The organism is Actinokineospora sp. UTMC 2448 (assembly GCF_024760565.1).
In the GTDB taxonomy this organism is placed as follows: Bacteria; Actinomycetota; Actinomycetes; order Mycobacteriales; family Pseudonocardiaceae; genus Actinokineospora; species Actinokineospora fastidiosa.
Genome location: NZ_CP031087.1, coordinates 5936113 through 5959799, shown reverse-complemented (window position 1 = coordinate 5959799; position 23687 = coordinate 5936113). Strand labels below are relative to the sequence as shown.

Sequence of the window (23687 nt, the reverse complement as noted above, 5' to 3'; positions counted from 1 at the left end):
TACCTCCAATGTGGACGATTCAGGACGCCAGGATCCACTCCGGGACCGGCAGGTCCCGGTTGACGCACTCCTCCGACAGCCGCAGCGTCCAGCGCAGCGCCTGCGCCACCAGCAGCGCCATCTCCTCGGGGTCGGCGTTGGCCAGCGCGATCTCGATCTGCGCGGCCGCGGCGTCGGTGTCGCCGTGGACCTCGGCCAGCAGGGTGCGCACGGCGGTGCGCACCGGCGGGTCGGCCTCGTCGATGGGCACCTCGCGGCCCTCGTCGTCGAAGACCTGCATCTTCACCGGCGCCGCGCCGCCCGAGCCCAGGGCGGACACCATCGAACTGCACTCGCCGAACAGCAGCAGCATCAGCTCCCGGGCGTCGCTGTGGCTGTTGGGCGCGGCGTCGACCGCGTCGGCCACCGCGTCCAGCGCGCCGTCGTCGTGGCCTGCGCGCATGGCCGACAGCGCCGTCGACGCCGCGGCGATCAGCCGCGCTCGGCGCTGCGGGTCCGGGTCGCGTTCGGGCTCCACGCCCCCATCCTGCAATAGCGGGCCGCCGCGCGGGGAGATCGGCACCGGGTGAATCGCTCACTTGGCGGCAGCGACCACGTCGTCGAAGCCCGCAGGCTCACCGAAGGCCGGGCCCTCGCCGGTGGCCGCGCCCGCGTCGGCCCACCACCGGGCCTCGGCAGCGTCCCGCACGCCGAGCACGCCGACCTCGACGCCCATCCCGGCCAGCCGGGCCACCACGTCGCGCACCGCGGCCACGGGCACGCTCCCGGCGGGCAGCCAGTCCGGCCGCCACCCGTCGAACGGGTCGGCCAGCAGCACCGACCGCACCCCGAAGCGCTCGACGGCGGCGATCTCCCGAGGGGTGCCCGCGAACCCGTGCAGCGCGGTGGCCACGCCGATGTCCGACAGCGTCCGCAGGTTGTCCTGCGCGTCGCCGCGCCCGCCGAGCACGGCCGCGGTGTCCAGGCCGATCTCCAGCAGCCCCGGCGGCAGCCCGGACGCGGCCACCGTCGCGTTGACGCGCGCGGCCAGGTCCTCGTCGGCGGACTGCAGCGCCGTCAGCAGCACCCGGTGCACGGGCCGGTCGGCGCCCACGACCGGGGCGAACAGCCGCCACCACACCGGCAGCCGCGAGCCCGCGTCGTCGAGCAGCCACGGCCCCAGCGCCGCGGACAGCCCGGTCATCTCGGCCAGCTCCGGCACGCTCGGCATGCCGGTCATCCGCCGCACGCCCGGCGCGTGCGGCAACGCCCGCGCCCGGATCACCCGCTGGTCGGACAACCGCGCCACCGGCACGTACGCCACGGCCAGCTCGCCGGTCTCCCACGCGCCCGGCAGCGCGGTCGCGGCCTGGCCGACCACGCGGTCGCGCTTGTCCAGCCGGTCGTCGTGCTCGGCCCACTGCCGGGGCCCGACCGCCCGCGCCCGCCGCAGCGCCGACTCCGCGGCCCGGAACAGCTCCACACTGGACAACCGGCCGGGCCCGGCCCGCACGACCCCGATGGTCGCGCCGACCGCGATGCCCGCCGCGCCGTGGTAGATCGGCTCGCCCAGCTCGGACTGCACCGCGGCGGCCAGCGCCGCGAGGTCCGGGGTCTCGGGCTGGTCGCGCACCAGCACCGCGAACTCGTCGCCGCCGACGCGGGCCACCACGGCGTCCTCGTCGGCGAAGACCCGCTTGAGCCGCTCGGCGGCCACCCGCAGCATCCGGTCGCCGACGTCGTGCCCGTGCGTGCGGTTGAGCAGGCCGAACGCGTCGAGGTCCAGGCACAGCAGGGTCAGCGTGTCGGCGGGGGAGCACTGCCCGTGCGCGGTCTCCAGCCGCGACAGGAAGTGCACGCGGTTGGCCAGGCCGGTCAGCGAGTCGTGCAGCAGCTGGTGGTTGAGCCTGCCCTGCAGCAGCTCCTGCTCGCTGAGGTCCTGCACCATCGCGACCTGGTAGATCGGCTCGCCCGCCTCGCGCACCACCGACGTCGCCACGTACACCCAGGCGGTCTCGCCGTTGGCGCGCTCCACCAGCCGCCGGTCCGGGCGCCGGTCGAGCAGCCCGACCAGCGGCGGCTGGTCGGCCTCCTCCGCGGCGATGAAGTCGCCGAGCGCGCGTCCGGTCAGCTCGGCGGCGTCGCAGGCCATGATCTCCGCCAGCGCCGGGTTCGCCTGCACGACCCGCCCGTCCGGGTCGGTGATCGCGATGCCGATCGCGGCGTGGTCGAACACCTCGCGGAAGCGGTTCTCGCTGGCCCTGCGGTCGCGGTCGGCGCGCTGCTTGGCCGTGAGCAGGGCCAGCTTCATGGTCTCCTGCTGGGCCAGCGTGCGGCGGCGCAGCGCGTCGGAGTAGCCGCACGACAGCGCCGCGGACAGCCGGGCCACCCGGTCGCCGGACGCGCCGACGCCCAGCATCTCCTCCACCAGCAGGGACACGCTGTGCTGCAGGGTGTCCTCGCCGGTGAGGCCGAAGTCGACCAGGGCGGCGCCGACGGCCGCGCCCACGTCCGGGTCGAGCTCGGGCGCGGAGATCGCCGCGTTCAGCACGTCGAGCTGGGTGTTGAGGAACGCCGAGATCTCCTCGGCGGCGCGCGGGACGTAGACCGTCCTGGCGATGACCCGCAGCCAGGCGCGGACCCGCTGCTCGCGGTTCCGCGCCCGGTCCGTGCCCGGCTCAGCGCTTGCTGCCGACACCGGCATAGATCCCCGCCATCGCCGGGTCGGAGCCGTCGTCGAGACCGGGCTCCGGCCGCCACAGCGCGGTCGGCACGATCCCCGGCTCGGCAAGGTCGAAGCCGTCGAACAGCGCGGCGATCTCGGCGTGCGAGCGCGGGTACATCGGGTCGCGGCTGCCCTTCATGACCTCGACGACGCGGCCCATCTCCTCCGGCATCAGGTCCGCGGTGAACTGCGAGAACGCCATCATGCTGCCGGGCACGCACGCGTCGCGGTAGGTCGCGACGATGCCCGCGGGGTCGCGCTCGGGCGGCACGAAGTGGAACACCCCGACCATCAGCAGCCCCACCGGCCGGTCGAAGTCGATCAGCCCCCGGGTCTCGGCGTGGCCGAGGATCGCCCTCGGCTGGGTGAGGTCGGCCTGCACGATCGTCGCCAGCGGGTTGTCGGCCAGCATCAGCGTCGAGTGCGCGTAGGCGACCTCCTCGTAGTCGACGTAGACCACGCGCGCGTCCGGGTCGGCGCCCTGGGCGACCTCGTGCACGTTGCCCACCGTCGGGATGCCCGAGCCCAGGTCGAGGAACTGGTCGATGCCGTGGGCGACCATGTGCAGCACGGCGCGGCGCAGGAACGACCGGTTGTGCCGGGCGATCTCGCGCGCGTTGGGCTGGGCCTTGAGGAACCGGTGCGCCAGCTCGCGGTCGTGGGCGAAGTTGTGCCCACCGCCGAGCAGGTAGTCGTACAGCCGGGCGGCGCTCGGCCGCTCCATGTCTATGCCCTCCGGGACCCATCTCGTCAGGCCGGGCAGTTCACCCACCGCGCACACCCGTTTCGGTCGTGTCAATCCGTGACCGACAGGCTACTCATCAGGTACTGACTCGGACAGGGCCGTTCCCGGCGACCCCGGCACGTCGGTGAGGGCGGCCAGCGCCATGCGGGTCAGCAGGTCCGCCATCTGGTCGCGGTCGAGGTGCCTGCTGTGCGGGGTGGAGTTGATCAGGCCGAACACCGCGTGCGCCGCGGCGCGGGCGCTGGGCTCGCTCAGCCCGGGGACGGCGGCGCGGATCACCTCGACCCAGAGCTCGACGTAGCGGCGCTGCAGCGCGCGCACCTTCCGCCGGTCGGGGTCGGTGAGGTTGCCCAGGTTGCGCTCCTGGACGGTGATGAGCGCGGGGTTGTCGAGGGCGAAGTCGACGTGGAAGCGCACCAGCTCGGCCAGCGGGTCGGCCCGGGCGACGCGGTTCTGCCCGCCCGCGAGCAGCACCTCCGAGATCGCGGTGAGCATCTCGCCGAGCATCGCGTCCTTGGACCGGAAGTGGCGGTAGAGGGCGGGGCCGGAGATCCCGACCGCCGAGCCGATGTCGTCGATGCCCACTCCGTGGAACCCGTGCCGGGCGAACAGCTCGGCCGCCGCGGCGAGGATCTGCTCGCGGCGGCTCGGCGGCTTGGCTTCGGCGATGGCGGACACGCGGCCATCGTATGGCAGCCAGGTTAGCGACGGCTAACGCGTGCGTTTCTTGATCATTTGTCACAGTCTGGCAACTGTTGATCGGTTACCGCCGAGTTCCGTATCCGCTTTGTTGCTGGTAGTGATGACTTGTCGGGATCAGCTCCTCCAAGGTCGGAGGTAGTACATGCGTGTTCCTCGTTTCCTGGCCGCGGCCCTGCTCGCGGTCGGCTCCCTCATCGCGTTGGCCGTTCCCGCCCAGGCCGCGCCCGGGAAGTACGTCGCGCTCGGCGACTCGTACTCCTCCGGGCTGGGCGCGGGCTCCTACACGAACAGCGCCTGCAGGCGCTCGGCCTACGCCTATCCGCAGCTGTGGGCGAACGCCCTGCGCCCGTCCGCGTTCTCCTTCGCCGCCTGCTCCGGCGCGGAGACCTCGAACGTGCTCAGCAGCCAGATCTCCGCCGTCACCTCGGACACCGCGCTCGTCACGGTGTCCATCGGCGGCAACGACGCCGGGTTCGCCGACGTCATGACCGACTGCAACCTCGGCTCGGACTCCTACTGCGAGAGCCGCAACCGCGAGGCCCAGGAGTTCGCCCGCACCACCCTGCCGGGCAGGCTCGACGCGGTGTACAAGGCGATCCGCGACCGGGCGCCGTCCGCCCGGGTGATCGTCGTCGGCTACCCCCGCATCTACCACCTCAACGGGACCTGCTCCCTCGGGCTCAGCGAGCGCAAGCGCACGGCGATCAACCAGTCCTCCGATGTACTCCATCAGGTGATTTCCGGACGCGCCTCGGCGCACGGTTTCACCTTCCTCAACGGGCAGACGGCCTTCGCCGGGCACGAGATCTGCGCCTCCGGCACCCGCTGGATCAACAGCGTGGTGTGGCCCATCGAGGAGAGCTACCACCCCAACCGCGCGGGCCAGAACGGCGGTTACTACGCCTCGCTGCGGGCGATCACCGGCTGAGCCGGGCGCGACCGGGGCCGCTCCCCGTGCCGAAGGAGCGGCCCCGGTTCATTGCGGGGCGAGTTAGCGAGCGCTAACATTGGCACCGTTGTTAACGGTTGCTAACCCCGCGAGGAGTGCGATGGACGCCCCCGTCCTGCGCGGCGCCGCCGACCCGGCGGGCGACGACGGCCAGCGCCACGCCAAGGAGCACGCCGAACTGGTCGCCGACCTGCGCGCCCGGCTGGCGCGGGCGGCGCTCGGCGGCCCGGAGAAGGCGCGGCAGCGCCATGTGGCCCGCGGCAAGCTGCTGCCCCGCGACCGGGTGGACGCGCTGCTCGACCCGGGCTCGCCGTTCCTGGAGCTGTCCCCGCTGGCGGCGACCGGCATGTACGACGACGACGCCCCGGCCGCGGGCATCATCACCGGCGTCGGCCGCGTCTCCGGGCGCGAGTGCGTCATCGTCGCCAACGACGCCACCGTCAAGGGCGGCACCTACTACCCGATGACGGTCAAGAAGCACCTGCGCGCGCAGGAGGTGGCGCTGCAGAACCACCTGCCCTGCGTCTATCTGGTGGACTCCGGCGGCGCGTTCCTGCCCCGCCAGGACGAGGTGTTCCCCGACCGCGAGCACTTCGGGCGGATCTTCTACAACCAGGCCACGATGTCGGGCAAGGGCATCCCGCAGATCGCGGCCGTGCTGGGCTCCTGCACCGCGGGCGGCGCCTACGTCCCGGCGATGAGCGACGAGGCCGTCATCGTCCGCGAGCAGGGCACGATCTTCCTCGGCGGCCCGCCGCTGGTGAAGGCCGCCACCGGCGAGGTCGTCACCGCGGAGGAGCTGGGCGGCGGCGACGTGCACTCCCGCGTCTCCGGCGTCACCGACCACCTCGCCGACGACGACGCCCACGCGCTGCGCATCGTCCGGTCCATCGTCTCGACCCTCGGCCCGCGCGCCCCGCGCCCGTGGGAGGTAGCGCCCGTGGAGGCCCCGGCCGTCGACCCCGGCACCCTCTACAACGTCGTCCCCACCGACCCGCGGACCCCCTACGACGTGCGCGAGGTCATCGCCCGCGTGGTCGACGGCAGCCGGTTCCGCGAGTTCAAGAAGGAGTACGGCACCACCCTGGTCACCGGCTTCGCCCGCATCCACGGGCACCCGGTCGGGATCATCGCCAACAACGGGGTCCTCTTCGGGGAGTCGGCGCTCAAGGGCGCGCACTTCATCGAGCTGTGCGACCAGCGCTCCATCCCGCTGGTGTTCCTGCAGAACATCACCGGCTTCATGGTCGGCCGCGACTACGAGGCGGGCGGCATCGCCAAGCACGGCGCGAAGATGGTGACCGCGGTGGCGTGCGCGCGGGTGCCGAAGTTCACCGTCGTCATCGGCGGCTCGTTCGGCGCGGGCAACTACTCCATGTGCGGGCGGGCGTACTCGCCCCGCTTCCTGTGGATGTGGCCCAACGCGCGGATCTCGGTGATGGGCGGCGAGCAGGCCGCGTCGGTGCTGGCCACCGTGCGCCGCGACCAGCTCGGCGACACCTGGACCGAGGCGGAGGAGGAGGCGTTCAAGGCCCCGATCCGCGAGCAGTACGAGACGCAGGGCAACCCGTACTACTCGACCGCGCGGCTCTGGGACGACGGCGTCATCGACCCGGCGGACACCCGCCAGGTGCTCGGCCTGGCGCTGTCGGCCGCGGCCAACGCGCCACTGGACCCTGTCGGCTACGGCGTCTTCCGGATGTGAGCATGTTCTCCAGCGTTCTGATCGCCAACCGCGGCGAGATCGCCGTCCGCGTCATCGCCACCCTGCGCCGCATGGGCATCCGCTCGGTCGCGGTCTACAGCGACGCCGACGCGGACTCCCTGCACGTGCGCGAGGCCGACACCGCCGTGCGCATCGGGCCCGCCGCCGCGCGCGAGAGCTACCTGTCGATCGAGAAGGTCGTGCGGGCCGCGCTCGACTCGGGCGCGCAGGCCGTGCACCCCGGGTACGGGTTCCTCGCCGAGAACGTGGCGTTCGCCCGCGCCTGCGCCGACGCCGGACTGGTGTTCATCGGGCCGCCGGTCGGCGCGATCGACGCCATGGGCGACAAGATCCGGGCCAAGCAGACCGTCATGGCCGCGGGCGTGCCCGTCGTCCCGGGGCGCACCGAGGCCGGGATGAGCGACGACGACCTGGTCGACGCCGCCGCCGAGATCGGGTTCCCGGTGCTGCTCAAGCCGTCGGCGGGCGGCGGCGGCAAGGGCATGCGGCTGGTCGAGTCCGCCGACGGTCTGCGCCCGGCCATCGAGTCCGCCCGGCGCGAGGCGCTCGGCTCCTTCGGCGACGACACGCTGCTCATCGAGCGGTTCGTCGCCCGCCCCCGGCACATCGAGATCCAGGTGCTCGCCGACACCCACGGCGCCGCGGTGCACCTCGGCGAGCGCGAGTGCAGCCTGCAGCGCAGGCACCAGAAGATCATCGAGGAGGCGCCGTCGCCGCTGCTCGACGCCGCCACCCGCGAGCGCATGGGCGCCGCCGCCGTCGACGCGGCGCGCGCGGTCGACTACACCGGCGCGGGGACCGTGGAGTTCATCGTCTCCGCCGACCGGCCCGACGAGTTCTTCTTCATGGAGATGAACACCCGGCTGCAGGTCGAGCACCCGGTCACCGAGCTGGTCACCGGGCTGGACCTGGTCGAGCAGCAGATCAGGGTGGCGGCCGGGCAGCCGCTGGCGTTCGGGCAGTCCGACGTCAGGCTGACCGGGCACGCCGTGGAGGCCCGGGTGTACGCCGAGGACCCCGCTGCCGGGTTCCTGCCGACCGGCGGGCGCGTGCTGGGCCTGCGCCTGCCGTCCGCGCCGTGGTCCAGGGTGGACTCCGGGCTCGCGGTGGGCGCGGTCGTCGGCTCGGACTACGACCCCATGCTCGCCAAGGTGATCGCCTGGGGCGACGACCGGGCGCAAGCGCTTGACCGGCTCTCGCTCGCCCTGGCCGACACCGCCGTGCTGGGCGTGCGCACCAACGTCGAGTTCCTGCGCGGGCTGCTGGCCGAGCCGGACGTGCGCGCGGGCAGGCTGGACACCCAGCTCGTCGAGCGCAACCTGGCCGAGCTGACCGGCGCCGCCGAGGTCCCCGACGAGGTCTTCGCCGCCGCCGCGCTGGACGAACTGCTCGGCCTCGCGCCCGCCGGCCCGGTCGTGGACCCGTGGGACGTGCCGTCGGGCTGGCGGCTCGGCAGGGCGGCGAGCGTGCCGTTCCGGCTCACCTGCGGCGGCCGGGACGTGACCGTGGTCGTCGACCCGAGCCTGGGCACGGTCACCGTGGGCGACGCCGAGCCGGTGCCCGCCACGGCGTCGCGTGTGGACGGTGAGCTGCGGGTGCGCGTCGGCGAGCGGAACCTGCGCTACGCCAGGGCGATGGACGGCGACACCCTGTGGCTGGCCGCCGACGGGCACGCCTGGGCCGTGGCCGAGCACTCGCTGCTGGAGGGCGGCGCGGGCGCGGCGGGCGCGGGCGGGCCGATCACCAGCCCGATGCCCGGCACCGTGCTCGTGGTCAAGGTCGGCGTCGGAGAGGCCGTGACCGCGGGGCAGCCGCTGCTCGTCGTCGAGGCCATGAAGATGGAGCACACCATCACCGCGACCGCGGACGGTGTGGTCTCCGAACTGAGCGTGCGCCCGGGCCAACAGGTCGGGCTCAACCAGACCCTTGCCGTGGTGACCCCACCGGAGGACCAGCCATGATCGACACCCGTCTGAGCGAGGAGCACGAGGCGCTCCGCAAGACCGTCCAGGAGTTCGCCCGCGACGAGGTCGCGCCGGTCATCGGGGACTTCTACGAGCGCGGGGAGTTCCCCTACGGGATCGTCGCCAAGATGGGGGCGATGGGCCTGTTCGGGCTGCCGATCTCCGAGGAGTACGGCGGCATGGGCGGGGACTACTTCGCGCTGTGCCTGGCGCTGGAGGAGCTGGCCAGGGTCGACTCGTCGGTGGCGATCACCCTGGAGGCGGGCGTCTCGCTGGGCGCGATGCCGCTCTACCGGTTCGGCACCGAGGAGCAGAAGCGGCGCTGGCTGCCCGCGGTCGCGGCCGGGGAGAAGCTGGCCGCGTTCGGCCTGACCGAGCCCGGCGGCGGCTCCGACGCGGGCGCCACCCGCACCACCGCCCGCCGCGACGGCGACGAGTGGGTCATCAACGGGACCAAGGCGTTCATCACCAACTCCGGCACCGACATCACCTCGCACGTCGTGGTCACCGCCGTGACCGGCACGCGCGAGGACGGGCGCAAGGAGATCTCGGCGATCCTGGTGCCCTCGGGCACGCCCGGGTTCACCGTGTCGAAGAAGTACAGCAAGGTCGGCTGGAACGCATCGGACACCCGCGAGCTGAGCTTCGCCGACGTCCGGGTGCCCGTCGAGAACCTGGTCGGCGAGCTGGGCAGGGGCTACGCCCAGTTCCTGTCCACTTTGGATGAGGGCCGGGTGGCGATCGCCGCGCTGTCGGTGGGTCTCGCCCAGGGCTGCGTCGACGAGAGCGTGCGTTACGCGGGCGAGCGCGAGGCGTTCGGCCGCCACATCGGCAGCTACCAGGCCATCCAGTTCAAGATCGCCGAGATGGAGGCCCGCGCGCACACCGCCCGCCTGGCCTACTACGCCGCGGCGGCCAAGATGCTGCGCGGGGAGCGGTTCAAGAAGGAGGCCGCCATCGCCAAGCTGGTCGCCTCCAACGCCGCGATGGACAACGCCCGCGACGCCACCCAGGTCTTCGGCGGCTACGGCTTCATGAACGAGTTCCCGGTCGGCCGCTTCTACCGGGACGCGAAGATCCTGGAGATCGGCGAGGGCACCAGCGAGGTGCAGAAGATGCTGATCGCCAGGGAACTGGGGCTGCCCGCGTAGTGACCGCGCCGCCCGCGCCGATCAGTGGACGGCGTGCCCTGGTCGTGGGCACGGCGGCGTAGGCCGACCCGGCCTTTCGGCAGGCTGCGCCCGCCACCGGGACCCGGCTGTGGAGTGTCGGGAACGGGAAGCTGCCGGGCCGGTCGAGCGGCACGCACACGGGGCGTTCGCGATGAGCGGCAGCATCCTGGCAACTGTCGCGCGCTGGTGACTCCCGACTAGGGGACGCGGCCGACCGCGGCGTAGGCCAGGCTGGCGGTCGGCTCGATGTCGTCGTCGGCCTCCGGGCGCCAGCGGCTCGTCCACACCACGCCAGGGGGGAGCAGGGTGAGGCCGTCGAGCAGGGCGGTCACCTCGGCCTTCGTGCGGGCGAAGCCCGGTATGCCGCGGCTCTCGTACATCCGCCTCGCCTGCTCGACTCCCGGTTCGGCGTCGTGGGTGGCGTGGGAGATCGCGATCAGGCTGCCCGGGCCGATCGCGGCGCGGTAGGGGGCCAGGGTGGCCTCGGCGTCGGGGACGAAGTGCAGCACCGCCACGGCGAGGACCGCGACCGGGCGACTGAAGTCGATCAGCTCGCGGGCGGCGGTCAGCACGGTGTCGGCGTCGCGGATGTCGGCGGCGACGATCGTGGCGTCGGGGTGCCCGGCGAGCACGTCGCGGCTGTGCGCGACGGCGATGGCGTCGTGGTCGACGTAGACCACGCGCGCGGCGGGGGCGACCTCGTGGGTGTTGCCGACGGTGGGGATGCCCGAGCCGAGGTCGAGGAACTGGTCGACGCCGTCGGCAACGGCCGCCTGGACGGCTCTGCGCAGGAAGTCCCGGTTGATGCGGGCGGCCAGCGGCGCGCCGGGCATGGTGGCGATGATCTGCTCGGCGAACGCGCGGTCGGCGGCGAAGTTGAACGCGCCGCCGAGCAGGTAGTCGTAGATGCGCGCCGGGTGCGGCTGGTCGGTGTCGGGAGTCCCCATGCCGCGATTGTCCCGGTTACCCGCGCGTGCGCGCTGCGCTACCCTCTGCTGACGACTTTGGGGGTTGTGAGCGATGCTTTACTTCGGTGGCCTCTTCGGTGTCATCACCCTGGCGTTGTGGCTGTTCTGCCTTGTCGACGTCATCACCACGGACGAGGGCGACGCACGGCACCTGCCGAAATTCGGCTGGCTGCTGATCGTGCTGTTCTTCCCGCTCGTCGGCTCCATCGTGTGGCTGGTGGCGGGCAGGCCGGTGCGCGCCGCCGCGCGGCCGCGGTCGTATGAGCGGGGCATGCCCGCCTTCCCCGAGTACGACCGCCCCGGCCGCTTCGCCGCCACGGACGCCGAGTCCGACGCGGAGTTCCTCCGCCGCTGCCGCGAACGCGCCGAGGAGCAGCGCCGCAAGGCCCGCGAAGCCGAGGGCGAGAGCGCCTAGCCCGCGCTGATCACCGACCGCTACCGCCTGGCCCGACCGCCCGGCGAGCGTGGTGTGGCCTGCCGGGCACCAGGCCGGTGGGCGCGGAGGGCGCCCACCGGCCTGGGTGTCACATGTGGACGGCCGGGCCCGCCGACTTGAGCTCGGCGGGGACGCCGGAGCGCAGCACCAGGGCCGAGACCACGCCGCCGACCGCGAAGGTGCCCGCGGACCAGGCGAACGCCGCGCCGTAGCTGGCGATCGCGGCAGCGGCCTGGTCCTTGCCCTCCATCAGGGCGGCGGTGAAGGCGTTGGCGGCGATGGTGCTGAACAGCGCCGTGCCGATGGAGCCGCCGACCTGCTGGATGGCGTTGACCGCGGCGGAGGCCGCGCCGGAGTCCTGCGGGTCGACGCCCGCGATGGCCACGTTCATGCCGGAGGCCATCGTCAGGCCGATGCCCAGGCCCGCGACCAGCAGACCGGGCAGCACGCCGGAGGCGTAGGTGCTGGTCTCGTCGAGCAGCGCCATGTGGGCGGTGCCCAGCGCGGCCACGACCATGCCGACCGGGATCATGACCCGAGGGCCGACGCGCGGCAGCAGGACCGTGGTGGCCATCGTGGCCGACAGCATGAGCGTGCCGATCATCGGCAGGAACGCGAAACCGCTCTGCACCGGACCGAAGCGCAGGTTCTGCTGCATGTAGAAGGTCAGGAACAGGAAGATCACGAACATGCCCGCGACCAGCAGGAACATCGCCAGGAACGCGCCGCCCCGGTTGCGGTGGGCAAGGATGCGCAGCGGCAGCAGCGGGTGCGCGACACGCGTCTGGGAGAACACGAACGCGCCCAGCAGCACGACGCCCGCGGCCAGGAAGCCGAGCGTGCTCGCCGCGTCCCAGCCGTCCTGCTCGGCGTTGGCCAGGCCGTAGACGAGGGCGAACATGCCCGCGGTCGCGGTGGTGACGCCGATGAGGTCCAGCTTCGGGCGCTCGGTCGCGGTGCTCTTGCCGAGCAGGCCGATGCCGCCGACGAACGCGACGCCCGCGAAGACCAGGTTGATGTACATGCACCAGCGCCAGTCCAGGTACTCGGTCAGCACGCCGCCGAGCAGCAGGCCGATCGCGCCACCGGCGCCGGAGATCGCCCCGAAGATGCCGAACGCCTTGCCGCGTTCGGCCGGGTCGGTGAACGTCGTGGTCAGCAGCGACAGCGCGGCGGGCGCCAGCAGCGCGGCGAACACGCCCTGCCCGACGCGCGCGGCCACCAGCACCTCGAAGTTGGCCGCCGCGCCGCCGACCGCCGAGGCGATGGCGAAGCCGACGACGCCCGCGAGGAACGCCATCCGCCGTCCGAAGAGGTCGGCGATGCGGCCGCCGATGAGCAGCAGGCTGCCGAAGCTCAGCGCGTAGCCGGTGATCAGCCACTGCCGCTGGGAGTCCCCGAACCGCAGGTCCTGCTGGGCGCTCGGCAGCGCGATGTTCACCACGGTGGCGTCGAGCACCACCATGACCTGCGCCAGCGCGATCACGGCCAGCACCAGCCACCGCCTGCTCGACGGCTGCTCGATATTCGGTGGCGGCGATGCCGCCACTTCGGACACAGTCATGTAAAGCCCCCGGGTTCTCCTGTGGATTCGCCGATCACGCTACCAATGAAGCGGAGACGCTGTCTCCGGATTTCTGGTAAGCTGAGAGCGTGACCTCGGACACGCCACTCCGCGCCGACGCCCGCCGCAACCGCGCGCGCATCGTCGCGGCCGCCCGCGAGGTCTTCGCGACCCGGGGCATCGACGTCACCCTCGATGAGATCGCCCGGGTGGCGGGCGTGGGAGTGGGGACGGTCTACCGCCGATTCTCGTCGAAGGAAGCGCTGCTGGAGGCGGTGTTCGACGAGGTGGTGTCCGAAGTGAACATCCTGATCGACGCCGCGGCTGCCGAACCGGACGCCTGGACCGGCCTGGTCGGCCTGCTCACCGCCGTCGCCGAACGCCAGGCAGCCGACCGGGGCCTCTTCCAGATCTGCCACCGCGTCGAACTCGGCCACGCCGAGCGCATCGGCGCGCACTTCGTCCCCGCCGTGGACTCGCTGGTCGCCCGCGCGCAGGCCCAGGGCACCATCCGCCCGGACGTGACGGGCGCGGACCTCGGTCCGCTGATGACCATGCTGGGCGCGTCCTTCGACCTGACCCGCCACATCGCCCCGGACCTGTGGCGGCGCTACTTCACCCTGCTGCTCGACGGCCTGCGCCTAGGCCCCCCGACCCCCCTCCCCGTCGCCTCCCCCAGCCACGACGACATCCACGAGGCGATGAAGGACAAGGGCTGTTGAACGAGAAGGCCGCGCGGACCCGGTGGTCCGCGCGGCCTTCGTCAGACGTTCGTCACTTCAACTCGGACGACGACTTCCCCAACAGTCGCCGGGCCACGATGAGTTGCTGGATCTGCTGCGTGCCCTCGAAGATGTCCAGGATCTTCGAGTCCCGCGCCCACTTCTCCAGCAGCGTCCCCTCGCCATAGCCCACCGATCCGGCCAGTTCCACGCAGCGCAGGGTGATGTCGCTGCCGGAGCGGCCCGCCTTGGCCTTGGCCATCGACGCCTGCAGGGAGTTCGGCTTGCGGTTGTCGGCCATCCAGGCGGCTTCCAGGGCCAGCAGGTACGCCGCCTCCCAGTCCGCCTCCAGCTGCAGGTACGTCGCCGCCGCGGCGGACTGGGTGAAGGCCGGGCGGTCGTAGTCGATGTCCACGCCCGCCTCCTCCAGCAGCCGCCGGGTCTCCTCGAGGGACGCGCGGGCCACCCCGATGGCCATGGCGGCCACCAGGGGGCGGGTGTTGTCGAAGGTCTGCATGACGCCCGCGAAACCCTGCTCGGTGTTGATCTCCGGGCTGCCGAGCAGGTTGTCCTTGTGGACGCGCACGTTGTCGAGGCGGAAGTGCGCGGTGTCGGACGCGCGGATGCCCAGCTTGTGCTCCAGCCGCACCAGCTCGAAGCCGGGGGTGTCGCGGTCGACGACGAAGCTCTTGATCGCCGCCTTGCCCAGCGATCGGTCCAAAGTGGCCCAGACGACCACGCAGTCGGCGCGCTCGCCGGAGGTCACGAAGATCTTCTCGCCGTTGAGGACGTAGTAGTCGCCGTCGCGGACGGCGGTGGTGCGGATGGCGCCGGAGTCCGAGCCGGTGTCGGGCTCGGTGATGGCCATCGCGGCCCACTTGCCCTCGTAGCGCTTGAGCTGCTCGTCGTTGGCCACCGAGGCGATCGCGGCGTTGCCGAGGCCCTGGCGGGGCATCGACAGCAGCAGGCCGACGTCGCCCCAGCACATCTCGATGGTGCCGAGCAGCAGCTGCAGGTTGCTGCCGTTGCGGTTGCCGTCGGCCTTCTTCTCCGTGCCGCCCCGACGCACGCCGCCCGCGCCCGCGCCGCCGCCCGCGGCCGACAGGCCGTCCAGGAGGGCGGCCAGCATGTCCAGTTCCTTCGGATAGGTGTGCTCGGCCTGGTCGTACTTGCGCGAGTTGGGCCGGAAGAACTCCGCCGCGGCCTGGTGGGCCTGGTCGACCAGCTGCGCGAACTTGCGCGGGACCTCAAGGTTGATCATGGCTTGTTCCCTTCCGCCCTCTAGACGAGGACGATCCCCTCGACCAGGCCGACCGCGCGCAGATCGCGGTACCAGCGCTCCACCGGGTGCTCCTTGACGAAGCCGTGCCCGCCCAACAGCTGCACGCCGTCGTTGCCGATCTGCATGCCCTTCTCCGCGCACAGCCGCCGCGCCAGGCCCGCCTCGCGGGCGTACGGCTTGCCCTGCTCGGCCCGGCTGGCCGCGCGGTAGGTGAGCAGCCGCATGCCCTCCAGCTCGATGCCCATGTCCGCGACCTTGAAAGCCACGCCCTGCCGGTGGCTGACCGGCTCGCCGAAGGCCACCCGCTCGTTGACGTACGGGATCACGTAGTCCAGGACCGCCTGCGAGGTCCCCAACGACAGCGCGCACCAGGCGATCCGGGAGAGCCGCACGCACTCGGTGTAGACGGCCGACTTGCCCTCGCCCAGCAGCGCGGTCTCCGGGACCCGCACCTTGTCCAGGTGCAGTTTGCCCATCCCCGCGGCGCGCAGCCCCATCGCGGGCTCGGACTCCACGGTCAGGCCCTCGCTGTCGGACTCCACGATGAACAGCGCCGGGCCGCGCCCGTCGAGGTCGGCGGCCACGACGAACAGCTCGGCCTGCGCGGCCCTCGGCACGAGCGACTTCACGCCCTCCAGCACGAACCCGCCGCCGGAGCGGTAGGCCTTGGTCTTGAGCGCGAACGGGTCGAACAGCGGCCGCGGCTCCTGCACGGCCAGCGCCGCGGCGGGGACGTCGTCGCCGACGAACGCGGGCAGGTAGGTCGCCTGCTGGGTCTCGTCGCCCCACAGCACCAGCGCCGAGCTGACCGCCGACGGCGCCAGCAGCGCCACGGCCAGGCCCATGTCGCCGTGCGCCATCGCCTCGGCCACCAGCACGCCGGTGACCGCGGAGCGCTCGGTGCCCAGGCCGCCCAGCGACTCGGGCACGCCCACCAGGGTCACGCCGAGCTCGGTGACGGTGGACAGCAGGTCGGCCGGGGTCGCGCAGTCGGCGTCGGCCTCGGCCGCCGCCGGGCGCAGCCGCTCCGCGGCGAACTCCGAGACCGTCTCGACGATCATCTTCTGCTCGTCGTCCGGGGTGATGTCGAACAGCCCGCGCTCGCCAGCCGAGGGCAGCCGGGCGGGCTTGGCCAGCTTCTGCGCCGCGGCGAACTGCCTGGTGGCCGCCCCGACGGCGGTGAAGCCGGTGCGGGTGGCGGTGTAGAGGCCCTTCTCGACGGGCTTGCGCAGGTTGAACCGGTCGAGCACAGGGGCGCTCGCCAGCTTGTTCAGTACCGCGAGCGCGGTGCCCATCGCGTCCCGCCTGGGCTTGGGGTTGGTGCCCGCCATGGGTGCTCCCACCTCGATCGATCGCTTCCGACTCCGGCGTAACCTACTCCAGAGTAGCAAGTGGGCTCAACCCGTGGCGCCCGGCGGGATCACGTTGATCAGCGGCTCGCCCGCGAGGTAGCGGTCGAGGTTGTCGGCGAAGAGGCGGACCAGCTCGTCGCGCCAGCCCTTGACGTCCCCGGCCATGTGCGGGGAGATGACGACGTCCGGCAGGTCCCACAGCGGCGACGACTTGGGCAGCGGCTCATCGGCGAAGACGTTGAGCGCCGCGCCCGCGAGCTCGCCCTTGTCCAGGGCGTCGATGAGGTCCGGCAGCACGACGAGGCCGCCCCGGCTGATGTTCACCAGACGGGCGGTCGGCTTCATCGCGCGCAGCGCGTTCTCGTCGATCAGCCCGGCGGTGTCCGGGGTGAGCGGGGTGGCCAGGATCACGTAGTCCGCCCCGGCCAGCGCGCGGCGCAGGTCGGCCATCCCGACGACGTCGCCGAGGTCGGGGTCCCGGGGCCGGGCGGCGCGGCCCACCGCCGACACGGACACCCCGACGGCCCGCAGTTTGCGCCCGATGGCCCGCCCGATCGGGCCGGACCCGACGACCAGCGCGTGCGCGCCCGCCAGGCGCTCGGTCTCCCGGTGCGCCCACACCCGGCGCTGCTGCAGGCGCATGGTCGCGGGCAGGTCCTTGGCGAAGGCGAGGACCAGGCTCAGCACGTACTCGGCCATCGGCTCGTCGAACACGCCGCGGGCGCTGGTGACCGTGACGCCCGCGGCGTGCAGCCGGGGGATCGGCAGGTGCCGGGCGGAGGCGCCCGCGGCGTGCGCCCAGCGCAGGCCGGTCGCGGCCGGGAGCGCGTCGGACAGCCCGTTCGCGCGGCTGTCCCAGACGAAGAGCACGTCGGCGCCGGGGAGGGTGGCGCTGAGGAGGGGCCCGGTGCTGTAGCGGACGGTGGCGCGGCGCTCGATCCCCGTCATCGGGGGCGGTCGGTCGGTTCCGTGCAGGACGACGACGACGGGTCGCCCGCTGCTGTCCATGTGGGGATTCCCCTGTTCGGGTGGCGTGCTGCTCGGGCGGCGTGCGCCGCCACGCTAAGAATGGTGAACCGGCACTGTCAACGCGGCACAATGGGGCGCTGCGAACGGAGCCCGCTGGGCGGCCGAACGGCGGTATGGGGGCTGGCGCATCCTAGCGGTCTCCCGTCTCCGTAGAGTTGCGTTACTCCATCCGTGGAAGGTCGTCACTCGTTCGGCGGGTAGGTGACCGGCGAGTAACGTCCGATCACTCGACCGGTGCCGTCGATCCTGCCGGTCGCCGTCCACAATGGATCAAGCTGGATGGTGACGAGCTGCGGATCCTCGGTGGTTTCGCGGAATTCCGGGCCCTTCGACCCGATCGGTCGACCGTGTGCGGAGGGTGTTCTCTAGGGTCGTTCGGCCCTGTCCGGTGTGAGGTTGAATACGAAACCATCGGCATCACCGCACGGGGATTCCTCTGGTGTCGGGTGGGTCACCCGGCTACCATCACTCTCCGTCAAGGCCATCATCGCATCCGACCGTCCACGGGTGCGGCGTGGTGCGCCGACAGCCAGACTCCGGCCCGCCCCGCGCGAGCCGACCTTCAGGGGGCTCACGTGAGCGCAACGCCCGGCCCGGACCCGGTGGAACCGGCACGCACCGACGCCGTGTTCGCCCGCCTGAAGACAGCGGCCTTCCACGAGCTGGTCGAGGCGTCCATGCGCGGAGACAAGGCGGCCCGGCAGACCCTCTTCACCTGGATCCACCCGGCCATCGTGCGCTACTGCCGCGCCCGCATCGGCCGCACGGGCTCGGCGTACTCCTCCGCGGACGACGTGGCCCAGGAGATCATGCTCGCCATCCTCGGCGCGCTGCCCCGCTACTCCGACGACCGCGAGTCCTTCCTGCCGTTCGTCTACGGGATCGCCGCCCACAAGGTCGCCGACTTCTACCGCCGCTCCGGCCGCGACCGCTCCGACCCGGTCGCCGACATGCCCGAGATGCCCGACGCGAACCTCGGCCCCGAACAGCTCACCCTGCGCGGGGAGATGCGCGCCCGGCTCGGCACCCTGCTGGACAGCCTGGCCCCGCGCCAGCGCGAGATCCTCGTCCTGCGCCTGGTGGTCGGCCTGTCCGCCCAGGAGACGGCCGTCGCCATCGGCCTCACCGCCACGGCGGTCCGCGTGGCCCAACACCGCGCCCTCACCCGCCTCCGCGGCTCCCTGACCGCGGCCGACTGGCTCTAGCGCGGTCACCGCGGCGTGACGGGGATCTGCGGACCGACGCCGCGTTCTCGACCGCCCGGCTGCCCCGTCCGGTCGTGGTTCTGCGACGAACAGGGCCAGCGACGTCTACCGGCACCGGTTCAGCGCCGCCCACGAGTTGGGTCACCTGGTCCTGCACAGCGAGGCGACGCCGGGCGGCACCGTCCAAGAGCGTGAGGCGTACGCGCTCGCCTCGGAGGCGGGCCTGACGATTTCCCGACTCGCCCGGGAACTCGCCTGGGGCGTTCCCCGGGTCCGGGAGATGCTCGGGATGGTCGACCGACGGCCTGTGCTGGAACTGGTCTCGGGCGGGGCGTGACTCAGGCCGCGCTCGCGCGCAGGTACAGCTGGACCTCCACCCGCCCCGGCTCGGCGACGGCCTCGACGGCGTGGAGGCGGTCGACGGTGAAGCCCGCGTCCTCGACGGTCTGGCGCAGGGCCTCTGGGGGGTACGCCGAGACGGTCGTGGGGGCGCCGAGGAAGTTGACCGGGAAAGCGTCGAAGTCGCCCTGGACCATGCTGATCAGCAGCAGGCCCGGGCCGGTCAGGCGGGCGCGCAGGGAGCGCAGCGTGGCCTCGATGTCGGCCTTGGGCAGCATCAGCAGGGCGAAGAAGGCGACCGCGGCGTCGAACTCGCCGAGGTCGGACAGCTCGCGCAGGTCGCCGAGGCGGTAGTCGGCCCCGGGGGCCTGCTCGCGGGCCAGGTCGAGCATCACCGGGGACTCGTCGACGCCGACGACGGACATGCCCGCGTCGATGAGCTGCTTGGCGGTCGGCAGCCCGCTGCCGCACCCCAGGTCCAGCACCCGCGCGCCCGGCGGCAGGTGCTCGATGAGCCAGGCCACCTCGGCGATCTGGGTGTCGCGCTCGACGAACGACTCGTCGTAGCGGCGGCCGATGAGGTCAAAGGCGGGGCCCTGGTTGTCGCTCACGCGGCACAGCATGCCGGGGAGGGCAACGCCGGTCCAGTGGACACGGGGAGGGACACCGGAATGGCGTCCCTCCCCGCCGTGCTCACGCCACCGCGGTGGACCGGTCCGCGGCGATCTCCGCGGCCGTGAGCGTCCGGTTGTAGACGCGCACGTCGTCCATCGCGCCCACGAAGTACTCGCCCCACACCGCGTTGCCGCCCAGGCGCAGGGCGCCGGTCGACGTGGCCAGCGAGCCGCCGATGATCTCGGTCGACACCAGGACGCCGTCGACGTAGAGGCGCAGGGCCGACCCGTCGTAGGTCATGGCCAGGTGCGTCCACGTGGCGGTGGGCAGCGCCGACGGGCCGGTCACGGCCACGTCGACCGCGCCGACCCGGCCGTAGCCTGCCGGACGGCCCGCCGCGTTGTCGGAGTACAGCGCGTACGACAGCCCGCCCGCGCGCTCCTTCATCACGACCGTCCGCCAGTCCGCGCCACCCGTGGGCCGCACCCACGCCGACACCGTCAGCGCCGTGGTCGCGCGCAGCGCGGGCGTGTCGGCCACGGTGACCATGTCGTCGACGCCGTCGAACGACAGCGCGCCGCCCGTGCGGCCCGCCACCCAGGCCGCCCCGGCGACGGCGCCGTGGTTGGCGTTGCCCGAGCGGTCGCCCAGCACGCTCCCGGCGCCCTCGTCGAAGTTGTACGACGCGACCGGCGCGCCCGGGGCCGGGCCGGTGTTGGACACCGTCACCGACACTGCCGCCGACACCGCCGAGTTGCCGGCGTTGTCCCGCGCGCGGGCGGTCAGCGTGTACGCGCCGTTCGCCACCGTGCGGGTGTCCCACGAGACCGTGTACGGCGCGGACGTGTCCTCCCCGCCCAGCGGCTGGCCGTTGAGCAGGAACTGCACGCCCGCCACCCCGCTGCCGGAGTCCGACGCGGTGGCGGTCACCGACACCAGGCCCGAGATCGTCCCCGACGGCCCGGTCACCGCCACCGACGGCGCGGTCGTGTCGGCCGACACCACGGCGGTGGCCTCCGCCGACGGCGCGGACGCGTTGCCCCCGCCGTCGCGCGCGACCACGCGGTAGGCGTACGTGCCCGCGGCGAGCCCGGTGTCGGTGTGCGTCAGCCCGGTCACCGTGGCGATCCGGGTGGACGGCGACACCGTGAACCCGGGCGCGCCCCGGTGCACGTCGTAGCCGGTCACGCCGACGTCGTCGGTGGCCTCCGTCCAGGACAGCGCCACCGTGCCCAGCCCGCCGGTCGCCGACGGCGCGCCCGGCGCGGACGGCGCCGTCGTGTCCGAGGACACCGGGGTGTCCCGGTCCGCCGCGATCTCCGCCGCCGACAGCGCGCGGTTGTAGACGCGGACGTCGTCCATCACGCCCGCGAAGTACTCGCCCCACACGGAGTTGCCACCCAACCGCAGCGCCGCAGCCGACACCGCCGCCGATCCGGTCTGCGCGACCGTCGCCACCAGATTCCCGTTGACGTACAACCGCATCGCCGCGCCGTCGTAGGTGAACGCCACGTGCGACCACGAGCCGACCGGCAGCGCCGACGGCCCGGTCGCGGTCACGTCGTTGCCGATCGACAGATATCCCGACGGCCGGTCGAGCCCCGCGCCGTACAGCGCGTACGCCAGCCCGCCCTGCCGTTCCTTCATCACCGCGGTCCGCCAGCCGGAGGCCGACGCGGGCCGCAGCCACGCCGACAGCGTCATCCGGTCGGTCAGGTCCAGCGCCGCCGTGTCCGCCACCGTCACCCAGTCGTCCACGCCGTCGAAGGACAGCCCGCCGCCGTGGCGGCCCGCCGCCCATGCGGGGCCGGACAGCGTGCCGGTGTGCCCGTGGCCGCTGCGGTCGGTCAGCGACCCGCCCGCGCCCTCGTCGAAAGCGTAGGCGGCGACCAGCGAGTCGTCCCCGGAGCCGGTGCGCTCGAAGACGGCGGTGAGGGTCGTGGTCCCCGCGCCGACGATGATGTCGTGCGCCCGCGCGCCGCCGTCCGACCATGACCGGAACGCGTAGGAGCCGCCCGCGAGCGTCTGGTCCTGCGGCACCGACAGGCTCATCCGCGAGCCCACGATCGCGGGCACGGTCAGCGGCGTCGGCCCGCTGGTGTCGCTCAGCGTCGCGGTCAGCCCCGGCGGGTCGGACCGGATCACGACCGTGCCGACCTTCGGGTCCAGCCGCCTGCTCACCGTGGCCGTGGCCCCGGAGGAGTCGCGGGCGGTCAGCCGTAGCTCCACATAGGACGGATAGTCGTGGTCGGGGCCGTCGAAGGCGCCCGAGGCCACGCCGTCGAAGCCGACGAGGTCGTGCTCGTGGCAGCCGCCGCCGGAGTCGCAGTGGTGCAGGACCGCCCGCCAGGACAGCGCCGACGCGGGCAGCGGCCCGTCCTCGGCGTCGGTGGCGGACCCGGCGAAGGCGATCGTGTCGCCCACGGCCCAGGTGAAGCCCGTGTCCGGCGTGCTGATCACCGGGGTCGGGGCGTGCGAGCCCGCGAGCACGCGGGTGCCCGCTTCGTCGGTGAGCCCGCCCGGGTCACGCGCCTGGACGCTCACGTCGTACGTGCCGGTGGCGGTGTAGGTGCGCGACGCGGTGACGCCGGTCGCGTCGTCGAACGCGCCGTCGCCGTCGAGGTCCCAGGCGTAGGTGAGCGGGTCGCCGTTGGGGTCCGACGAGCCCGCCGCGCTGAACGACACCGTCAGCGGCACCGCGCCCTGGGCGGGCGTGGCGGTGACCGCGGCGATCGGCGCCTGGTTGCCCGTGCCGTAGCGGAACCGCCGCACCTCGCCGAAGGCGATGTCGACGTAGTACAGGTCGCCGTTGGGGCCCGCGGTCAGGTCGACCGGGAAGACCTCCTGCTGGAACACCTGCCGGGTCGCCGGGTCCGGCACGCCGCCCGCGCCCGCGCGCATCGTCCAGATGCAGCGGCGGCTGTAGTCGCCGAAGAAGAACGCGCCGTCGTAGGTGTCCGGGTACGCCCCGCCCCGGTAGAACGCGGCGGCGGAGATCGAGGAGCCGCTGCCGGTGGAGCAGCCGTCGCCGGTGACGACCGACTGGCCGTGCCGGTAGGCGTAGTGCGGGTTGACGGTCGGCACCGTGCCCGTGCTGATCCGCTGGCACATCGTCAGCCCGATGTTGTACCCGGACTGCGCGGCCGTGCCCTCCTTGCAGGGCCACCCGAAGTTGTCCACCGTGCCGTCGGCCGGGTTGGCCAGCCGGTTGACCTCCTCCCAGGTGCTCCAGCCGACGTCGCCCAGCCACAGCTCGCCGGTGCCCGGGCGGAAGTCGAACCGGAACGGGTTGCGCAGGCCCGCGGCGACCACGCGGCGGGCGTTGGCGTCGGCGCTGCCCGCCATCGGGTTGCCGGGCGCGCCCGCGCCGGTGGCCGGGTCGATGCGGATGATGGTGCCGTCGAGGCCCATCGGGTCGCCCATGGTCTGCACGTCCTGCGCGCGCAGCGCCCCGCCCTCGGCGCTGGGCACCGTCTGCGTGCCGCCCACGCCGGTCGGCGGGTCGCCGCACGGGTTGCGCGGGCTGCCGTCCTGGCCGTAGTCGGCGAAGACGTACGAGGCGCCGTCGCCCGCGCTGGCGTAGAGGTAGCCGTCCGGGCCGAAGGCCAGCTCGCCCACCGAGTGGCTCGGGTACTGCTGGCACCAGTCCTCGACCAGCACCCGCTCGGCGCCCGCCGCGTCCAGAACGGACAGCCTGCCGGAGATCACGCAGCCGTCCCCAGTCTCCCCGGGCGGGTTGGGGCAGGAGTCGTTGCTCGCGCCGGGCGCGCCCCAGCGCGGCGCGGTCCCGCCGATCGCGGCGTCGTGGGAGTACAGCACGTACACCGACGGGTCGGCGGGGAAGTCCGGGGCCAGCGCCAGGCCCATGAGGCCGCGGTCGTGCTGGTTGTAGACGTTGGTCCGCAGGTCGGCGAACACCGACGGGGTCGGGTCGGACAGGCCGTCGAAGACCTTGACCAGGCCCGACTTCTCGGCCACGAACACCCGCCCGTCCGCGCCGAACTCCACGGCCATCGGCTGGGTCAGCCCGGAGAGCACGGTCTGCTGGGTGAATCCGGCTGGCAGGGCCGCCGCGGGCGTCGCGGCGAACGTGACAGCGGCGACGGGTAACAGGCCCGCCACGGTGAGTTGGACGGCAAGAGCCGCAAGGGACCGGCGCATTCTTCTCCCCTCGGCGGCTCGACACGCCGAGCCGCGACAAGCGGAGACTCGC

At 73.0% G+C, this 23687-nt stretch carries 19 protein-coding genes; 8 read left to right on the top strand and 11 right to left on the bottom strand.

The window, feature by feature from the left end; all coding sequences use genetic code 11:
• Positions 1-19 precede the first annotated feature (19 nt).
• The 4 genes from Actkin_RS27175 to Actkin_RS27160 all read right to left on the bottom strand — a co-directional run bounded on the left by Actkin_RS27175 (position 20) and on the right by Actkin_RS27160 (position 4118).
• Positions 20-517, bottom strand: a complete 498-nt coding sequence (locus Actkin_RS27175; protein ID WP_189209874.1) for a hypothetical protein — start codon at positions 515-517, stop codon at positions 20-22.
• Between the two features lie 57 nt (positions 518-574).
• Positions 575-2677 (bottom strand): diguanylate cyclase domain-containing protein, encoded by a 2103-nt coding sequence (locus Actkin_RS27170; protein ID WP_258904740.1) that lies wholly within the window; start codon positions 2675-2677, stop codon positions 575-577.
• Positions 2658-3428 carry an SAM-dependent methyltransferase gene (locus Actkin_RS27165; RefSeq protein ID WP_229786776.1) on the bottom strand — a complete coding sequence of 257 codons (771 nt, stop codon included), beginning with the start codon at positions 3426-3428 and terminating at the stop codon, positions 2658-2660. Before Actkin_RS27165 ends, Actkin_RS27170 begins: the two co-directional genes overlap by 20 nt.
• 90 nt (positions 3429-3518) lie before the next feature.
• Positions 3519-4118, bottom strand: a complete 600-nt coding sequence (locus tag Actkin_RS27160; protein ID WP_189210171.1) for an SACE_7040 family transcriptional regulator — start codon at positions 4116-4118, stop codon at positions 3519-3521.
• A 175-nt stretch (positions 4119-4293) separates the two neighbouring features.
• Here Actkin_RS27160 and Actkin_RS27155 point away from each other — a divergent pair, with 175 nt between their 5' ends.
• The 4 genes from Actkin_RS27155 to Actkin_RS27140 all read left to right on the top strand — a co-directional run bounded on the left by Actkin_RS27155 (position 4294) and on the right by Actkin_RS27140 (position 9941).
• On the top strand, positions 4294-5079 hold the full coding sequence (locus Actkin_RS27155; RefSeq protein WP_189209876.1) for an SGNH/GDSL hydrolase family protein: 786 nt from the start codon (positions 4294-4296) through the stop codon (positions 5077-5079).
• A 121-nt stretch (positions 5080-5200) separates the two neighbouring features.
• Positions 5201-6805, top strand: coding sequence for a carboxyl transferase domain-containing protein (locus Actkin_RS27150; protein WP_258904739.1), 1605 nt, complete (start codon positions 5201-5203; stop codon positions 6803-6805).
• Positions 6806-6807: 2 nt separating this feature from the next.
• A complete protein-coding gene (locus tag Actkin_RS27145; protein WP_258904738.1) occupies positions 6808-8787 on the top strand; it encodes an acetyl/propionyl/methylcrotonyl-CoA carboxylase subunit alpha in 1980 nt (659 codons plus the stop codon).
• The gene (locus Actkin_RS27140; protein WP_189209879.1) at positions 8784-9941 is read left to right on the top strand and encodes an acyl-CoA dehydrogenase family protein; all 1158 of its coding nucleotides are present in this window, start codon (positions 8784-8786) and stop codon (positions 9939-9941) included. The genes Actkin_RS27145 and Actkin_RS27140 overlap by 4 nt, the downstream gene beginning before the upstream one ends.
• 218 nt (positions 9942-10159) lie before the next feature.
• Here Actkin_RS27140 and Actkin_RS27135 read toward each other — a convergent pair whose 3' ends face one another.
• Positions 10160-10909 (bottom strand): SAM-dependent methyltransferase, encoded by a 750-nt coding sequence (locus Actkin_RS27135; protein ID WP_258904737.1) that lies wholly within the window; start codon positions 10907-10909, stop codon positions 10160-10162.
• Positions 10910-10982: 73 nt separating this feature from the next.
• Between Actkin_RS27135 and Actkin_RS27130 the strand changes: the two genes are divergently transcribed.
• Complete coding sequence (locus Actkin_RS27130) at positions 10983-11345, top strand: PLD nuclease N-terminal domain-containing protein (RefSeq protein WP_189209881.1); 363 nt, start codon at positions 10983-10985, stop codon at positions 11343-11345.
• Between the two features lie 109 nt (positions 11346-11454).
• Here the strand turns inward: Actkin_RS27130 and Actkin_RS27125 are convergent, their stop codons facing one another.
• A complete protein-coding gene (locus Actkin_RS27125; protein ID WP_189209882.1) occupies positions 11455-12930 on the bottom strand; it encodes an MFS transporter in 1476 nt (491 codons plus the stop codon).
• Between the two features lie 89 nt (positions 12931-13019).
• Here Actkin_RS27125 and Actkin_RS27120 point away from each other — a divergent pair, with 89 nt between their 5' ends.
• Complete coding sequence (locus Actkin_RS27120) at positions 13020-13652, top strand: TetR/AcrR family transcriptional regulator (protein WP_258904736.1); 633 nt, start codon at positions 13020-13022, stop codon at positions 13650-13652.
• Between the two features lie 52 nt (positions 13653-13704).
• On the opposite strand, the gene Actkin_RS27115 is transcribed toward Actkin_RS27120, so the two are convergent.
• From Actkin_RS27115 to Actkin_RS27105, 3 genes are all read right to left on the bottom strand, one after another.
• The gene (locus Actkin_RS27115) at positions 13705-14913 is read right to left on the bottom strand and encodes an acyl-CoA dehydrogenase family protein (protein WP_189209884.1); all 1209 of its coding nucleotides are present in this window, start codon (positions 14911-14913) and stop codon (positions 13705-13707) included.
• 20 nt (positions 14914-14933) lie between these two features.
• Positions 14934-16229, bottom strand: coding sequence for an acyl-CoA dehydrogenase family protein (locus tag Actkin_RS27110; RefSeq protein ID WP_189210172.1), 1296 nt, complete (start codon positions 16227-16229; stop codon positions 14934-14936).
• Positions 16230-16331: 102 nt separating this feature from the next.
• Positions 16332-17294, bottom strand: a complete 963-nt coding sequence (locus tag Actkin_RS27105; RefSeq protein WP_258904735.1) for a D-2-hydroxyacid dehydrogenase — start codon at positions 17292-17294, stop codon at positions 16332-16334.
• Between the two features lie 659 nt (positions 17295-17953).
• On the opposite strand from Actkin_RS27105, the gene shbA reads away from it, so the two are divergent.
• The gene (gene shbA, locus Actkin_RS27100) at positions 17954-18520 is read left to right on the top strand and encodes an RNA polymerase sigma factor ShbA (protein WP_258907997.1); all 567 of its coding nucleotides are present in this window, start codon (positions 17954-17956) and stop codon (positions 18518-18520) included.
• 136 nt (positions 18521-18656) lie between these two features.
• Positions 18657-18857, top strand: coding sequence for a hypothetical protein (locus Actkin_RS32785; RefSeq protein ID WP_396122875.1), 201 nt, complete (start codon positions 18657-18659; stop codon positions 18855-18857).
• Between the two features lies 1 nt (position 18858).
• Here the strand turns inward: Actkin_RS32785 and Actkin_RS27095 are convergent, their stop codons facing one another.
• Both Actkin_RS27095 and Actkin_RS27085 read right to left on the bottom strand, forming a co-directional pair.
• Positions 18859-19470, bottom strand: coding sequence for a class I SAM-dependent DNA methyltransferase (locus Actkin_RS27095; RefSeq protein WP_189209887.1), 612 nt, complete (start codon positions 19468-19470; stop codon positions 18859-18861).
• A gap of 82 nt (positions 19471-19552) precedes the next feature.
• A complete protein-coding gene (locus tag Actkin_RS27085; protein WP_309569085.1) occupies positions 19553-23635 on the bottom strand; it encodes a LamG-like jellyroll fold domain-containing protein in 4083 nt (1360 codons plus the stop codon).
• Between the last annotated feature and the right edge of the window lie 52 nt (positions 23636-23687).

Bases quoted from the DNA above. Each gene is read 5' to 3' on its own strand.
- Actkin_RS27110 (WP_189210172.1), bottom strand. From the start codon at position 16,229: ATGGGCACCGCGCTCGCGGTACTGAACAAGCTGGCGAGCGCCCCTGTG.
- Actkin_RS27105 (WP_258904735.1), bottom strand. From the start codon at position 17,294: ATGGACAGCAGCGGGCGACCCGTCGTCGTCGTCCTGCACGGAACCGAC.
- Actkin_RS27125 (WP_189209882.1), bottom strand. From the start codon at position 12,930: ATGACTGTGTCCGAAGTGGCGGCATCGCCGCCACCGAATATCGAGCAG.
- Actkin_RS27155 (WP_189209876.1), top strand. From the start codon at position 4,294: ATGCGTGTTCCTCGTTTCCTGGCCGCGGCCCTGCTCGCGGTCGGCTCC.
- Actkin_RS27165 (WP_229786776.1), bottom strand. From the start codon at position 3,428: ATGGAGCGGCCGAGCGCCGCCCGGCTGTACGACTACCTGCTCGGCGGT.
- Actkin_RS27115 (WP_189209884.1), bottom strand. From the start codon at position 14,913: ATGATCAACCTTGAGGTCCCGCGCAAGTTCGCGCAGCTGGTCGACCAG.
- Actkin_RS27145 (WP_258904738.1), top strand. From the start codon at position 6,808: ATGTTCTCCAGCGTTCTGATCGCCAACCGCGGCGAGATCGCCGTCCGC.
- Actkin_RS27140 (WP_189209879.1), top strand. From the start codon at position 8,784: ATGATCGACACCCGTCTGAGCGAGGAGCACGAGGCGCTCCGCAAGACC.
- Actkin_RS27150 (WP_258904739.1), top strand. From the start codon at position 5,201: ATGGACGCCCCCGTCCTGCGCGGCGCCGCCGACCCGGCGGGCGACGAC.
- Actkin_RS27130 (WP_189209881.1), top strand. From the start codon at position 10,983: ATGCTTTACTTCGGTGGCCTCTTCGGTGTCATCACCCTGGCGTTGTGG.
- Actkin_RS27135 (WP_258904737.1), bottom strand. From the start codon at position 10,909: ATGGGGACTCCCGACACCGACCAGCCGCACCCGGCGCGCATCTACGAC.
- Actkin_RS27085 (WP_309569085.1), bottom strand. From the start codon at position 23,635: ATGCGCCGGTCCCTTGCGGCTCTTGCCGTCCAACTCACCGTGGCGGGC.